Here is a 15,373-nt window from a genome sequence, read left to right on the forward strand (position 1 = left end):
GGAACGAAAAAATAGGTTTTTTCAGACTGAATATGAAAAACCTACCCTTGAAAGCGGGAGCAGGGGGAATGAGAATTAATAAAAAATATAGTTTTATACTTAAATTTTAAGATGTTTCTGAAATATATTCAGTAATTTTTCGCAAATTACTGAATATATTTCAGTATAGAGGTTGGTCGCAGGTCATGCTGCATACCGTAGTCAGTTCTGGCAAATTCTATTTGTAATATTAAGCGGTCTTGATGAGTAGGAGTGTTGCCTTTATGAAAACAAAACGGATCTTCTGCAAACCCAGAACCGGCTTTGCCACAAATATTAACTAATGATTCTATGCCGTAATAATCGATAATATCTTGATCTGTTTCTCGTTTACGTACTAAAAGATGCGAGAGTTTCTTTTTTTGATGACTACCACGAACGCAGACATGAGGGCCGCTTTGTTCATTGACATCTGTTAAATAAAAGAAAAATTTTAAGAATCGATAATCATCTAGATCATAGTGAAAAAATTGAGCGGCTTGACTTTGTTGATCATGTGTTTTTTCGCCTGCAAAACTCCACCACATTAAATTACCTTGATGTACTGGTTTTGCTTCTAAATATTTAGCAGCGATCGCTAATAATTTTGGGTCATTTTGGAGTTTTTTAATAGCTGGACAGAGTAAAGCTGTGTTAAAATAACCACCAACTACAAACTTTTTACCTGATTTTTGTTGTGCTTGTTGTTTCTGATGATAATGAAAACCCAAGCTGGGTTTTCTATTTCCATAGCAAGTTGTTGATTTAGCAAACGCTACTATTTCTTTCACCATATCTTGAGGTAAATTTATACCTAAATATAATCCTTCGGTTTTCAAGATATTGACAGCAGCATCTACATTTACATCTGGAAAATAAGTATTTTTTTCATTGATCCCTAGCACATATGATTTATTTGCAGATGGCGATAAATATATCATCAGTTTTTGCATGATTTTAAATCGTGCAATTTTACGCATTAAAAGCCATCTAGGGTTTTTAGTCAGTCCTTTATAATTTTCGTAAAAGCAATTATGAATTTTTATAAAAAATCTTTCTAAATAGCTACGGGATAAACTTATCAACATAAGCCTCCAATGATCAAAACAGCAGAATGGGTTATTTAAGAGAATTCCTCTATACTGCGTAAATATAAATGTGTAATTTATATCTTCCCATGTTAATCACTAAAAGTTAACAGGGCTACTCAATCTCAGTAGATTTACTGTTTCTTCTTATAAATGAATATTTTTTTAAAGAGTTTAAAAGGCTAGTGGTCTGTCCCAGTAACTTTAACTAGTACGTAGTAAGCACTAAAGTGCTTACTACGTACTTATTTGCCTATTTCCCGACTACTCACTCTCTATTGTCAGAATTTAACGTAACAAATTACACAATTAAGCTAGAAAAACCTTTTGCCAATTCCCCGTTCCCCAAATACCAATTCTGTAGTGCTAAGCGTTGAATTTCGCGCCACGGAATATTGTGTTTTCGCGCTAGTTCTGCACAATCTTCGTATTCTGGTTGTACGTTAGCCAGAGATCTTGCTTGTGGTTGTCCTTGCCATGCAACTTTGACGCGCACTTTACCATATTCGGTTTCCACTTGTTGAATTTCTCGTTGTAAGATGGCGCGTTGTCCAGTTGTTCGCCGAATTCCTAAAGTAGTAGTTTCGCGGAATAGAACTGCTTCACAGTTAAGTAAATTTTCTAGATGACAAATTACAGTCAGTAAAATCCCTGGGCGAGATTTTTTCATTCCTATGGGTTGGGTAAAAACGTCTACTGCACCAGCGTGAAATAATGCCTCAAACACGTAACTGATCGCCTGCGGATTTAAATCATCAATTTGGGTTTCTAGTACTGATATAGTCTCCAGAGAGGGGCTAGTATCTTGAGAATTCGCAAAATCGGATTTTGTATTTGTGTGTTCGCCCAACCAGAGGCGTAATATATTGGGAATGGGTAAATTGAGAGAACCTGCTCCCAATCCCACTTGCTTGATGGTGATTGCAGGTGGCGCACCAAATTCTTGCGCTAAAGTAGTGGCGATTGCAGCTCCTGTTGGTGTCACTAGTTCTCGTTCAATGCCATTACTGTAAACTGGACAACCCCGCATTTCCCATAACTTCAGCACTGCTGGTACTGGTACCGCCATCTGCCCATGTGCAGCGCGTACTGTTCCCCCGCCTGTCGGAAAAGCTGAGCAGTACAGCAAAGGCAATCCTTGCTCATTGCTCTCAATACCCAACCAATCCAACCCCAAGCAAGTACCAACAATATCGACAATTGCGTCCACAGCACCCACCTCATGGAAGTGGACTTTTTCTGGCGCGATGCCATGTACAGCCCCTTCTGCCACTGCTAGCTGTCGGAAAACCGCCAAACTCCAAGCCTCTGCTCGTGATGGCAACCCTGCTTTGAGAATCATCTGCTCTATTTCTGGCAGGTGGCGCACATGATGGTGATGATGTTCATGTTCATGATGGTGGTGATGCTCGTGTACCAAATCGACATGAACTTTAGTCGCCTGTTGGCTATTGCGATGGACAAGTTCTGTTCTTAACTGATACTCCTTTTCAATTCCTAACCCATTGAGTTTTGCGCTCAAATACTCCACAGGAACACCCAGACTTACCAAAGCTCCCAGGCACATATCACCAGAAATTCCAGTCGGACATTGAAGATAAGCTATTTTACTCATAGAGAGAAATTTGTCATTTGTCATTTGTCATTCACCGTGTCCCCGCGTCCCCGCGTCCCCTGCGGAGGGAAACCCTCCTTTACTCGCTGTCTCACCGCGTAAGCGCGTCTCCCCCATCCCCCGGTTGGTGAGCGAAGTCGAACCACATCTCCCCAGTCCCCAGTCCCCTTCCCCGTGTCCCATGGCAAAAATATTCCCAGTTCATCCGGATAATCCTCAAATTCGCCGAATAGAGGAAATAAAGTCGGCGCTTTCTAGTGGCGCAGTCATGCTCTACCCTACTGATACAGTTTATGCGATCGGTTGCGATTTAAATGCTAAGTCGGCGGTGGAAAGAGTGCGGCAAATTAAGCAGCTAGCAAACGATAAACCACTGACATTTTTATGTCCCTCGCTCTCAAATGTGGCTACTTATGCCTTCGTAAGTGACACAGCCTATCGGATCATGAAGCGCCTAATACCGGGGCCATACACGTTTTTGCTACCAGCTACCAAGTTAGTACCGCGATTGGTGCAAAATCCTAAGCGCAAAACTACTGGGATTCGTGTGCCAAATCATAATGTGTGTTTGGCGTTGCTGGCAGCGTTGGGCAATCCGATTATTTCAACTTCAGCACATTTGCCACCAGATGAAACAGGTGATGGAATGCTGGCAGTCAGCCCAGAATCTATTCTCTCACGGGTGGAGTTATTTGATTGTTTGGATAACTTGGTAGATGTCATTGTAGATACTGGCGAGGAACCTACGTATGAGGTGTCTACTATTTTAGATTTGACAGGAGATGAACCAATGATTACAAGACGGGGTTTAGGCTGGGAAACAGCAACAGCGTGGGTATAAAAATCATACTTCACAAGCGCATCCCCCAGTTTCGGAGAATGTCATAAAAGAAACTCCAGTTTTAAAATCGTCATAATTAAAAGCGATCGCAGTAGGTAGAACAGGACAGTAGCAAAAGTCGGCACACAAAGGAATTTTAGCACTTTGAATTAATGGTAGATGCTTATGTGCCAGCGTCGATTTAGTGGCTTGTGAAAAAACCGACACACAGCCATGCCTGTAACTTTTTAGGATTTCTTACAGTCTTAATATATGAACCTTATAAGTAAGCAGTACATGCGGCGAATCTTGATGGACGAATACCAGAAGATGTTTCAGCCAAAACTGTCTCTAATTGCTGTGTCTGCGTTTTAATTACGGTGCAATACCTCTGTGGAAAAGTCATGAAAGCTAATCTTGTAAATCTACCGAACTCTACACCTGCTTTTGATAACTACATCTCGGCCGAGGAATTGTCAGCCAACAGTACTGAAACTTTAATCGGTTCGCTGTGTCAAGAAATGCAAGCCCAAGTCAAAGCAGGCCCCAGGTGTGTCCAAGCTGTCGCCAATCGCATAGCTAAAGAAGTAAAACGTATTTGCGATAAAAGCTCCCGCATTCAAACATCTGGACAAATCAAGTCTTGGCAGATTACTTTAGGCAGGCATCGTCTCCAAAAATGCCTCCGCTACTATCAACTGGGATCAAGACAAGGACGGGTGGAATTACATAGTAATTTAGGTGCTATGGTTTACCGTCACGTCACTATATCAGGCTCTGATTTGGGCTTTGAGGCTCGTTACAACCTGATTGAAGATTTCCTCCAAGCCTTTTATATCGAAGCTATCAAAGCTTTCCGCAGAGAAAACGAGCTACCGGAAGATTATACACCGCGTACTCAGTTGCAATTAGCGGAATACATGGCATTTAGCGAGCAATACGCCAAACGCCGCATCAATTTACCTGGTGGTGCCAATCAGCAATTGATTATTCTCCGCGCTCAAGGTTTTGCTCGTCGTCAGCCACAAGAAACAACTGTGGATATTGAAATGGCGGTGGAGTCTGCTAAGGGTGAGGATGGAGAATCTTACCAGCGTAACTCGGCGGTGCAACAACTGCGATCGCAAATGATTGCCCAAGCTAATTTTGATCCCTCCGAGGAATCAGAACGCGATCGCGTCATCACTGAGTTAATGAAATACTTAGAGTCTCAAGGTCAGTCTGACTGTATGGACTACCTAACTCTCAAACTCCAAGACCTTTCAGCACCAGAAATTGACCAAATTCTCGGTCTCACCAGCCGTCAGCGCGACTATCTGCAACAGCGTTTTAAATACCATGTGGAAAAATTTGCCAAGCAACATCAATGGCAATTGGTACATCAATGGTTAGGCGCGGGTTTAGAGCAAAAGTTGGGTCTATCTTCGCAGCAGTGGGAAGTGTTTTTGAGTCAACTCACAGAACAGCAACAGCAAATTTTGCAGATGAAAACTGCACGCGAAAGTGATCAGGCGATCGCTAAAGCCTTAAAATGTACACCAAAACAATTGCAAAAGCGCTGGACTCAACTCCTAGAAATAGCATGGGCTATTCGTAATGGTCATACTGAAATTCAAACAGGCTAAAGCAAAATAGCTAATATCATCCAAATACAATCCTAAACACTGCAAACTTGATCACAAATACGATGATTTATAATCAATAACTTTATTTATATTCCGATTATTAATACATTTGTATTTAGTACACAAGTACCAAATTTTCCTTTGTTAAGTAAATAAGTTCGTAGTCAGGACTTTAGTCCTCATTCTCAGCTACATACCAAGTTTTATAATCTCTCTTTCCCTCCCCTGAGTTCTCTGTCTTGAAAAGTTCCTCTACTTGGGGAGACCCCAAGATTGCACTTTTCTCTGTGCCTCTGTGGTTTGTTCTCTTACCCCTCAAACTTAATGTGACAAATAAAATCAAAAATTCATATTAAGCAATTAACCATTTACTGCAACTTCCGTGGAATCCTATAATAAGTGAGACTTTTGGCAGAGGAAGCAGGAATGGCTCTGACTCAAGGCGGACGAGCAAACCAAGCAGGGAAAATTTTAGAAAGTAATGTCGAAACAATTTTGAGGCTACATGGTTACTTCCAAGTAGGAAACCATGTCAGCGAAGAATTTTTATTAACTGCTAACCTATTACCAAAAAGGTATGCTAAGCAGGTCTATATTGGTGCGGGAATTTATCAAACTGTCCTCAAAGTTGACTTTTATGTAGTTGGAATACCTAGCAAGCCATCTGGACTAATTATTGAGTGTAAATGGCAAGAAAGTGGAGGTTCTGTGGATGAGAAATTTCCCTATTTGAACTTAAATATTCAAGACTCTTATCCAGCACCAACGGTTGTAGTGATAGGAGGTGAAGGGATGAGAGAAGGAGCAGTCGAATGGCTGAAGCAACAAGTTAAATATAATCACAATTTATTAGCAGTTCATAGTTTAGATCGATTTATTGCTTGGGCAAATAAAGATTTTTAATACGACGTAATCAGTAATTCGTAAATTAATCCTCTTTTTTTCGTATTAGAATTTATCGAGCGTGCTGCTTCGATTAAATGAATCTTAAAGTTAATTTCGTTATATAAGTCTCTAATAAATTCGCAATTAGAATTACAGATCATAACTTTGACACCACGACTTGCTAGTTCAGCACAAGTATCTCGTAAACGTTCTTGGTCTTTGGCATCAAAAGAATATCGACTATAGCCAGTGAAATAACTGGTATTACTGATAGGATAATAAGGTGGATCGCAGAACACAAAATCATCACTACTCATTGTATGATTTAGCATATCTGCAAAATCAGCTTGTTTAATTTCAGATTGAGAAAGTGCTACCGAAGCTGCTCGCAGCGAATCTTCATCACAGATATTAGGATTATGGTACCTCCCCAAAGGCACATTAAACTTACCTTGTGAATTAACCCGATAAAGACCATTAAAACATGTTTTATTTAAATAAATCAGCCGAGCAGCTTTTTCTAAATTAGAATCTGTATTACTAGAACGTACACTATAATAATAATCTCTATTATGGCGGGATTTATGTTCTTTTAATAAGCAGATTAATTCTTCGACATTATCCCTAACACAGCAATAAGTAATTATCAAATCAGTATTAATATCAGTCAGAATTGAAGCGGTTGGCTGGAGATGAAAAAAAACAGCACCTCCACCTAAAAACGGTTCATAATAAGTCTTGTAATTCTTGGGAAAATAGCGAAGATACTGCTGAATCAATCTACCTTTGCCACCTGCCCACTTTAAAAATGGACGCGTGCAAGCTTGCTGAGGAATTTGACTTACCATTTCCTGATGATTTAATTAAAATAATCGCGAGTAAATATAGCTAATATAACTGACGAACTATATTTTATATTAACTGAGTATTTTGCTAACCACATAGATTACAATTAAATAGATCTACCATATCAAAACAAGCGTAACTCCATAACAAGGCAGCATATATTCAAATGTTTGACGGATTTTGGGATAACGTCTTTCGCTACCCCCGCTATTTTGTTACTGTACTCTTAGGCGTATTGGTGAATACATTTGCACCATTAATGCCATTATTTAAGCGCCCAATTACCTTAATTGCTATGTTGGGTTTATTTGTGGGTAGCCTAGTGTTTGTTGCTCTTACCCTACGCGCAATGCTGGGCTTGAGTACAATCTAGGATGGGGCTTGGCGTTGCAAGCGCCAAGTAAATTTATCGCCAAACTTGCATTTTATTGATGTGTACAACCTCTGTGAGGAGGCGAAATTTTTATGGCTACAAATCGCCGCATTTCCCGCGTTGCTGAATTAATCAAACGGGAAGTTAGCCAAATGCTGCTCAACGGTATTAAGGATGACCGTGTGGGTACGGGAATGGTGAGTGTTACCGATGTTGACGTTTCCGGCGATCTGCAACACGCCAAAATCTACGTCAGTATTTATGGTACAGAGCAGGCTAAGGAAGAAACAATGGCCGGCTTAAAGTCAGCGACTGGTTATGTTCGCAGTGAACTTGGCGCACGAGTCAGGCTACGTCGCACACCAGAGGTAATTTTTATCGAAGACCGTTCTATTGAACGGGGTACTAAAGTGCTGAGTCTGTTGAATCAACTTAAGCATGAGCGTCCGCCGGAAAGTTTAGCAGCGTTAGAAGACAACATAGATGAAGATGATGAGCAATTTGCACAATAAGTAACTTAGACAACAATGTAACCTCAGAACAATTGACATCTAGAAATCAGATCATCACTTTACAGACGTCACGGAATCGCGTCTGTTTTAATGTGACTATACATGCTTGAGGGTTCAGTAGTTGGGTATGTGGCAGGGGACTGGGGACTGGGGACTGGGGACTGGGGACTGGGGACTGGTTATTCTCCGCGTCCCCGCGTCCCCGCGTCTCCCTCATCTCTTCACTCAGCACTTCCATGCACCAACTCTTCTGCGTGAGTGTCTCAGAAAAAGTGAATTTGTTTAAAAAATTGTTAATGGATATCAAACTAAAAGCTTTCATGGTGTAGGTTAGCCCTTGTACTTTGCATTAGTTTATACTCCGGCTCTCACCAAATATTTTTAGTTTGCTTTGCTTGGGCCAACTACCACTAGCTCTAGAAAGAGTCTACTGATCATTATTTCTTACATTAGCGATCGCCATATGAACCATCAACATCAGCTCAATTCGGTCTAAAACTTGATAACTATCAAGCGCTTGAGACTTGTTAAGTACAATTCACATAGCTAGCCTAGCAAGTTAAGTTAACTACTCTGATATTCTGGAATGAAGCATATTTTGAGCAAATGTCAGGAAACGTTGACTTTTTTAACATTTCTTTAGATAATTTTAGGGTGTATAACGTCAAAATGAAACTAGTTCCGTATAGCAAACTACAAAACCCTAGCCACAAGTATAGTCCTTGTCATGTTTGTTCCCAATGAATACCGGGAACACTATCTACGTGTAAATTTGTGAGTAAAACAATGAGTGTGAATACGGTGCCTTCTATAAATTACTACTCTCTGGATGTGATTCAAGACGAAGCACGCCGACTGGTGCAAAAGGGAATGGTCAGCAGACAGCAGCCAATATATACACTCTGCCAATACATCCCAGCGAGAGAGTGGGTTTGCGTTGAATGTGAGTTAGAGAAATGTGACTTTTTATTACGCGATCGCATTGGCGATCTGATTGGTCGTGAAGAGTGGGACAACGACTAACCAATGGGTGATGCTGAATGTAGGGTTTTGGAGCAGGAGTTTATATTTTATCTATGGATTTTACCATCGGCAACTCAAAGCCAAATCTGAGGAATAATTTTTGGTTTTGACGAGTACACCACCCAATCCAGAATCTTTGATTTTCTATTAACACGCAAGCATTAGAGTCTGATTTATACAACTTTTCAATCTAGTAAACGCATCGAAGTCAGTTGTTGTGTATATCCGATGCTACAGCTTGAGTATAGTGCGTAATTTCCCTGACCGGGGTAGTTCGATATTTTGAACTATCCCGGTGATTTTTATCTATCCCACTTGCTCTAAATACTGGTTAATATCTTCAACGATGCGGGTAAGTTCAGCTTCTGTAGTCAAGCGGATGCTAGCATCGCGGACAGTCAGCAGGACTTTTGCCGCGAAGGGAGTTGGCCAAATATTAGGATTGCAGAAAATTTCTAGAAATATCTCACCAGTGTAACGATATTCTAAAGGACGCTGGGGAGTAGCTTTGCTGCTAGGAGTAGATTTAGTGGCAACAGCTTTCAAGCGTTCCATGAGTTCATCAGTTGCTGCTTTTAATTCCCGTGCTGCTTGAGGTGAAAAACTAAAAGAGATAGAACCTTCAATGAGGTTGAGTGTCAAAGGAGTTGAAGACATTAGCTCTTGATTAAAACTTCTTGATAATCTTTTATGTTACTGGAATTGGGTAATCAAAATAATTCTTCGGAGGGAACAGGGAACACTTCGTTGAGCTTCAGTGTATCGCGCTTAACGCTTAATAAGGAAAACCCCTGCTTAAAAACAGGATATTTAACAAGAACACCGTTTTTACAGACGCGAAGCGCGAGAAAAACATATTTTTTAAACCCAGAATTAAAGTATTTTAGGAAACAATAAACAGGACACTTTCTGTTCTCTGTTCCCTGTTCCTTGTTCCCTTTCTTTGTAATTATTACCCTATGTCGAAATAATTGGTATCTTGAGCTTTACATTAGAAGTCATAGATCTTTGTGTAAAAACTCTATGACTAGCGATAATCGCGCTGCCGTACAAAAGGTTTTAATTATTACCTTAATACTCAATCTGTTTGTCATGGGATTAAAAGCAGTTGTGGGATTTGGGACGGGTTCTTTAAGCTTATTAGCTGATGCTTTACATAGTGTTACAGATAGCGCTAACAACGTTTTAGGATTAATTGCTAGTAGGTTTTCTTCCCCGCAACCCGATCGCGAACATCCTTATGGACATCAAAAATTTGAAGCGGTGGGAGCTTTGGGAATTGCTGCGTTTCTAGGAATAGCTTGCTTTGAAATCCTTCAAGGAGCTATTGAGCGAATTATCAAAGGTGGTGAACCTGTAAAAATTTCCCCAACAGAGTTATGGTTATTACTAATTGTGCTGGGTGTAAATATTTTTGTAGCCTTTTACGAACGTCGTGTAGGGCATCAAGTGGGTAGCCCAATTTTAATTGCTGATGCTACTCATACGATGAGCGATGTTTGGGTGACAATTTCGGTAATTGGCGGTTTAATTGGCGTTTGGTTGGGTTATCAATGGCTGGATGTGGCCTTAGCTTTTCCGGTTGCTTTGTTGGTCTTTTGGAGTGGTTGGTCAGTATTAAAAGATAATTTACCTTGGCTTGTAGATCAAATAGCGATCGCACCAGAAGCAATACATGCGATCGCAACTTCTGTACCTGGTGTAATTAACTGTCATGATATCGCTTCTCGCGGTGTTTTAGGTCGCCAGGTATTTATTGAAATGCATCTAATAGTCGATGCACCAGATGTAGAAACTGCCCACCGCATTACCGAAGAAGTAGAAAGCCGATTAGCAGAACGCTTCAGCCCTGTAAGGATTGTAATTCATGTCGAGCCACCGACATATAAATCTGAGCATATTAGCTTTGAATGAAAAGCGAAATAGGCACATAACAGGAGTTTCCTGATATCTCCAGGATCGCCTAGTACCAAAATCTCACCTCGCTACAAACTTCATTGCGACCCCATTCATACAGTAACGTTTGCCTGTGGGTGCAGGGCCATCGTCAAATACATGACCCAGATGTCCACCACAGCGACGGCAATGTATTTCAACTCTGGTCATAAAAAATGATTTATCTACAGATGTGCCAATTGCCCTATCGATAGGTGCGTAAAAACTCGGCCAGCCCGTACCACTATTGAATTTGGTTGCAGATATAAATAATGGTAAGTCACAAGCAGCACACACATAAGTACCTTTGGCATACTGCTTATCGAGTGGACTGGTGCCGGCACGTTCAGTTTCATGTTTACGCAGTACGCGAAACTGTTCTGGTGTTAGAATCTTACGCCATTCTTGATCATTTTTGGTGATTTCAAACTCATTTTTGGTTGCCATAACTCGCGATCTCCCAGTTAAATGATGCGACAACCATACTGTGCCAACTATTGCTGCACTAGCTTGTAAAAAATATCGTTTTTTCAAAATCCAATTACCAATTTAGCTAATCACTAGCATGTGCGATCGCCCTGAATTAGCCCTGATAAAATCATGAAAATTTCCTAAGAATTATTTATAAGCGTCGAGACGCCCTTTGGAAGCGTCTCTACAGAGGTTATTGGTTGTGCAAAATAATCCTTTGCTCCACCATTAGACTTGAGAAACAATGGGCTGAGCAAGATGCACTGCTTCTTTTACTGCCTCATCTAAATTTTCTACTAATACCAATGTATGGCTGGAGGTTTTGAGTGTTGCTAAATATTTCCTAGCAGCATCAAACTCAGAACCAGCAAGACGGACAACTAATGATGGTATATGAGTTTGGCGATGGTTTTTGCTGCCATTGCGTAAAGGTGATCTCACTGGGGTATTTTCTTGCTGAACAAATTTCGCAATCACTTGTGCAACTTCCTCTACTTGAGGAATGTTGCCTAAAAAGTTAATCAATATTGTTTGAATGCTTTGATCTGCGGACAGGATTTTTAAACTTGTATCTAAGCGATCGCAAAATGTCGATGGTGTGGTATCTGTCAGAAAACTGTGTCTAAGATTTATACAGATACCAGGTTTGCCGCCTGCATTGGCAACTAAATCCAAAGTTGTCATCACTGAACCAGCACCATTACCTAGAACGCCAATTTTACCTTGCGTTTGCGAGCCATTCCAGTTACTGTAAATGCCATTAATCTGACCACTGGGATGACGACTGACTATTTTTGCTGCCATCTCAACAATGTCTGGATGACGTTTAATTGCTCGTTCGTTAACGCTGACTTTACCATTGAGGGCCATAACTTGACCAGAGGCACTAACCGCCAGGGGATTGATTTCTACCAAGTCTAGGTCTTTCTGGACAAACAATTGGTATAGCTTCTCCACAACGCTGCTTACCGACTGCATCAAATTACCCTGCAAGCCCATTTTCAGAGCTAATCGGCGGGCATAAAATGGTGAGAATTCTTGCTCTACCACAATATGGTGCATTTTTTCCCCTGCTGATTCCCAGTCGATATTTGCTTCTTTGCAACCTAGAAGCACTGGGCGGCAGGCAGCTGTATCTAAAACTACTGCTAAAGAAAATTCTTGGTTGGCTTCGTATTTAGTTTCTGCGAGTAATACTTCTGGCAACTCACCCCAAATTGATAAATTGAAGATAGTTTGAGCAGCTGCGATCGCATCGATTGTCGTTTCTGCAAACCTTACTCCGCCTGCCTTTGCTCGTTCTGCTGCATGTACTTGAGATTTTAGTACAATTGGATAGCGAATTTTTAACCGTTTCAAATCTGTAGGATGGTCAATTCGTTGAGAAGGCAGTACGGGTATGCCTATTTTACTAAACCATTCTTTAACTTGGTACTCTAATAAATCCATCGATACACCTTGTATTTACACTTCAAAACATTTAGCTATTGCTATCTTTCTCAGCACTTTAATCGCAAAACTCAGCTTTGGACAGCTATAAAAATTTATTTTTCACCGTTTAATTTTATCCAATTTGGTAAGTTAGGCAAATTAATTTATATAGCTAACCAGTTTATGCCAAGTGTAAAAACTTAATCAATCTCCTCAGTAAATTTGCTTGTATGGATGATAATTAGCATTTTTGTCAATAACCTTTGATATCCCAGTATTTTATTAATCATGGGATAATTTTGTAACTACTAATACGAAACTAGCAATTTTTTTAGGTAAGCACTATTAAGTATTTTTTCAAACTCTGATTGTTAAATTGTCAACAGTGCCCACGCTATAAAGACCAAAAATCATATTATTCCCATTTTTTACTTGTAATTTCTATTGGGAGTTGAATTTTTTAATTTTTGATCTAGCGATAAAAAAAATGTAGCAGAGCGAACAATTACCACTCTGATAATTTTTGGTGAAAAGTCAGAATTTGTGTTAGAAAGTTGGTCGATCTGATTCTCAGGCTGTGGTTGATTAAACTGTGCATCTGCATTCAACAAACCCCAAAAGTTCATCTTGTATCCTCACAGATAAGAAAAACAATATCGAATATCAGCGGGAACGCTCTATGAAAGTAGCAGTCCAGCAGGAAGACTTACAGATGTTAGCCAAAACTTTGCAAGAACAATTGTTTGCAGAAGTACCATCTGCTGAAGTCTTCGAGGTTAAATGTGCCGTCAATAAAGACGGGTTAATGATCTTAACCCAACATCCATCAGATTTGATAGTTAATAGACAGATAGTCTTTGCAGTATTTGAAGAAGTACTCTTATCTCTAACACCCCATCGAGAACAACAGGTGCAATGTTACCTAAGAGTTTTTGGTGAAAAACTCCCCTATGCTCAATGTTTACTCACAGTGAAGCCGAGGGGACTGGGGGAAGAGGACGCGGGGACGCGGGGACGCGGTGAGACAGCGCTGCGGGAGGGTTTCCCTCCGCAGGCGACTGCGAACCCGAAGGGGGACGCAAAGAGGGAAGAGGACGCGGAGATATCCTCCTCATCTCCCTCATCCTCATCTTCCATAATCTTCCCCCCCTTAGTTGATCCGGTAGAGGAGGAAACAGGGGAGGAAGAAGCGATCGCGTTTGATCCGTTTTTCGACGATGCGCCGAATTTGTTGCCGAAAAAGCCTGTACACCAAGTTAAACCGATTTTGCTGGGTGCAGCTTTGGTGGTAAGTGTTGTTTTCGGTGCTGGTGGCTATTTGCTGACTCGCCCTTGTGTGCTGTTAGAGTGTAAAGAAATACAAGTTGCTGAGCAATTCAAAATCGAATCTAGACGACTGATGCAACGTGCTAAGTCCCAAAAGGAATTGCTACTGGTGCAACAGCAATTGGAGGCAGTGAGTACAGACTTGACAAATGTCCCTGGTTGGTCTACTCGTTACCAGCAAGCAGAGGAACTAAAAACAAGTTTGTCTGGACAGTCAGAAAAAATTAACCAGGTGGTAAAGGCGTTGGATGTGGCTGCCTTAGCGGCACAAAAAATTCAAGCTCCTGTAAATTCTCTAGAAGAGTTGCAAGCTAGACAACATCTGTGGCGACAGGCGATCGCACCATTAGAGGCAATCAGTCCCAACAGCGAGCTTTATGAGTTAGTACAAGCAAAATTACTGGATTATCGGATTAATTTACTCACTGTAAATCAACAGATGTTGGGAGAGGAAAAATGGTTGAAAAAACTCTCAGCAGCAAAAGCTGTAGCTAGCACTGCGACAAAACAAGCAGCCACTGCCAAATCGTTGAGAGATTTTCAAAAAGTGCAATCTACTTGGCAGTTAGCAGTTAATGCTTTAAATGCCATTCCCCGAACTAGCCCAGCCTACCAAGAAACCCAAAAGCTATTAGCAGAATATAAACCTAAATTAGCAGCAGCACGCGATCGCGCCACCAAAGAACAATTAGCTGCTAAAGCCTACCAACAAGCCATTAGCAATGCCAAAGTTGCTAAAACCTATGAACAACAACATCAATGGCAAGCAGCAGTCACCTACTGGGAACAAGCTTTGCAAACAGCTAAACAAATTTCTGGTGATAGCTCATACTACAATCAAGCTCAAACCTTGATTACACCTTACTCAACTGCACTCAAACAAGCGCAAGAAAAACTCCAAATCATCGGAAATTTACAACAAACTCGCACTGACTTAGAAAAAACTTGTGTTAACGGAATTCGGATTTGCAGCTTTAACATCAACAACAAAGGAATTATCGTACAGTTAACTCCAGAGTATGACCAAGTAGTGCAAAATAGCATCGCTAATGCCGATCCTGAAAACTCAAGTACCTCCATCGAAGTTAGCAATCATTTACAAACCCTACGAGAAGCACTAGCCGTCATCGCTGAAAACGCGAACCAGTCTCTTTTCCTCTTTGATGCCCAAGGTCAAGAAATTTATACACGGACACTTGCGGGAGATTAAATAATTCGTAATTCGTAATGACGCGACGCTCCTGCGTCGCTAACGCTAACGCTATCGAGGACTCGCTAACGCTGCGCTAACGTAATTCGTAATGACGCGACGCTCCTGCGTCGCTAACGCTGACGCTCGTACCTCGCTACCGCTGACGCTCGTACCTCGCTACCGCTGACGCTCGAGGACTCGCTACCGCTTCGC

General features: G+C 41.0%; 16 protein-coding genes. 8 read left to right on the top strand and 8 right to left on the bottom strand.

Annotated features, from left to right (window positions below):
* Positions 1-146 precede the first annotated feature (146 nt).
* Positions 147-971, bottom strand: coding sequence for a phytanoyl-CoA dioxygenase family protein (locus tag AC5JMF_RS21935; RefSeq protein WP_495797829.1), 825 nt, complete (start codon positions 969-971; stop codon positions 147-149).
* Positions 972-1,407: 436 nt separating this feature from the next.
* Complete coding sequence (gene larC, locus AC5JMF_RS21940; protein ID WP_495797843.1) at positions 1,408-2,721, bottom strand: nickel pincer cofactor biosynthesis protein LarC; 1,314 nt, start codon at positions 2,719-2,721, stop codon at positions 1,408-1,410.
* Between the two features lie 181 nt (positions 2,722-2,902).
* On the opposite strand from larC, the gene AC5JMF_RS21945 reads away from it, so the two are divergent.
* Positions 2,903-3,562, top strand: coding sequence for an L-threonylcarbamoyladenylate synthase (locus AC5JMF_RS21945; protein WP_495797830.1), 660 nt, complete (start codon positions 2,903-2,905; stop codon positions 3,560-3,562).
* 3 nt (positions 3,563-3,565) lie between these two features.
* Here AC5JMF_RS21945 and AC5JMF_RS21950 read toward each other — a convergent pair whose 3' ends face one another.
* Together AC5JMF_RS21950 and AC5JMF_RS21955 are read right to left on the bottom strand one after the other, a co-directional pair.
* Positions 3,566-3,769 carry a hypothetical protein gene (locus tag AC5JMF_RS21950; protein ID WP_495797831.1) on the bottom strand — a complete coding sequence of 68 codons (204 nt, stop codon included), beginning with the start codon at positions 3,767-3,769 and terminating at the stop codon, positions 3,566-3,568.
* Positions 3,770-3,821: 52 nt separating this feature from the next.
* Complete coding sequence (locus AC5JMF_RS21955) at positions 3,822-3,947, bottom strand: hypothetical protein (protein WP_495797832.1); 126 nt, start codon at positions 3,945-3,947, stop codon at positions 3,822-3,824.
* Between AC5JMF_RS21955 and AC5JMF_RS21960 the strand changes: the two genes are divergently transcribed.
* Positions 3,946-5,166: a HetZ-related protein gene (locus AC5JMF_RS21960; protein ID WP_495797833.1), complete on the top strand. Its 1,221-nt coding sequence runs from the start codon at positions 3,946-3,948 to the stop codon at positions 5,164-5,166. The two genes, AC5JMF_RS21955 and AC5JMF_RS21960, sit on opposite strands and share 2 nt — an antisense overlap.
* Positions 5,167-5,592: 426 nt before the next feature.
* Positions 5,593-6,069, top strand: coding sequence for a PD-(D/E)XK nuclease superfamily protein (locus AC5JMF_RS21965; RefSeq protein ID WP_495797834.1), 477 nt, complete (start codon positions 5,593-5,595; stop codon positions 6,067-6,069).
* Here AC5JMF_RS21965 and AC5JMF_RS21970 read toward each other — a convergent pair.
* A complete protein-coding gene (locus AC5JMF_RS21970) occupies positions 6,066-6,899 on the bottom strand; it encodes a DNA adenine methylase (RefSeq protein ID WP_495797835.1) in 834 nt (277 codons plus the stop codon). The genes AC5JMF_RS21965 and AC5JMF_RS21970 overlap by 4 nt on opposite strands.
* A 164-nt stretch (positions 6,900-7,063) precedes the next feature.
* On the opposite strand from AC5JMF_RS21970, the gene AC5JMF_RS21975 reads away from it, so the two are divergent.
* The 3 genes from AC5JMF_RS21975 (at position 7,064) to AC5JMF_RS21985 (ending at position 8,805) form a co-directional block, all read left to right on the top strand.
* Positions 7,064-7,270, top strand: coding sequence for a DUF751 family protein (locus tag AC5JMF_RS21975; protein WP_495797836.1), 207 nt, complete (start codon positions 7,064-7,066; stop codon positions 7,268-7,270).
* 92 nt (positions 7,271-7,362) lie between these two features.
* On the top strand, positions 7,363-7,782 hold the full coding sequence (rbfA, locus tag AC5JMF_RS21980) for a 30S ribosome-binding factor RbfA (protein ID WP_495797837.1): 420 nt from the start codon (positions 7,363-7,365) through the stop codon (positions 7,780-7,782).
* 786 nt (positions 7,783-8,568) lie between these two features.
* A complete protein-coding gene (locus AC5JMF_RS21985) occupies positions 8,569-8,805 on the top strand; it encodes a DUF4327 family protein (protein ID WP_096537447.1) in 237 nt (78 codons plus the stop codon).
* 306 nt (positions 8,806-9,111) lie between these two features.
* On the opposite strand, the gene AC5JMF_RS21990 is transcribed toward AC5JMF_RS21985, so the two are convergent.
* Entirely contained in the window at positions 9,112-9,462 is a 351-nt protein-coding gene (locus AC5JMF_RS21990) for a hypothetical protein (protein ID WP_495797838.1), read from the bottom strand.
* Positions 9,463-9,828: 366 nt separating this feature from the next.
* Here AC5JMF_RS21990 and cdf31 point away from each other — a divergent pair, with 366 nt between their 5' ends.
* Positions 9,829-10,719: a CDF family zinc efflux transporter Cdf31 gene (gene cdf31 / locus AC5JMF_RS21995; protein WP_495797839.1), complete on the top strand. Its 891-nt coding sequence runs from the start codon at positions 9,829-9,831 to the stop codon at positions 10,717-10,719.
* A 63-nt stretch (positions 10,720-10,782) separates the two neighbouring features.
* Here cdf31 and msrB read toward each other — a convergent pair whose 3' ends face one another.
* Both msrB and AC5JMF_RS22005 read right to left on the bottom strand, forming a co-directional pair.
* The gene (gene msrB / locus AC5JMF_RS22000) at positions 10,783-11,274 is read right to left on the bottom strand and encodes a peptide-methionine (R)-S-oxide reductase MsrB (RefSeq protein ID WP_495797840.1); all 492 of its coding nucleotides are present in this window, start codon (positions 11,272-11,274) and stop codon (positions 10,783-10,785) included.
* A 165-nt stretch (positions 11,275-11,439) separates the two neighbouring features.
* Entirely contained in the window at positions 11,440-12,660 is a 1,221-nt protein-coding gene (locus AC5JMF_RS22005; protein WP_495797841.1) for an ATP-grasp domain-containing protein, read from the bottom strand.
* Positions 12,661-13,321: 661 nt separating this feature from the next.
* Here AC5JMF_RS22005 and AC5JMF_RS22010 point away from each other — a divergent pair.
* Positions 13,322-15,178, top strand: a complete 1,857-nt coding sequence (locus AC5JMF_RS22010; RefSeq protein WP_495797842.1) for a hypothetical protein — start codon at positions 13,322-13,324, stop codon at positions 15,176-15,178.
* Positions 15,179-15,373 lie beyond the last annotated feature (195 nt).

The sequence above is a fragment of the Desmonostoc vinosum genome, assembly GCF_059505385.1.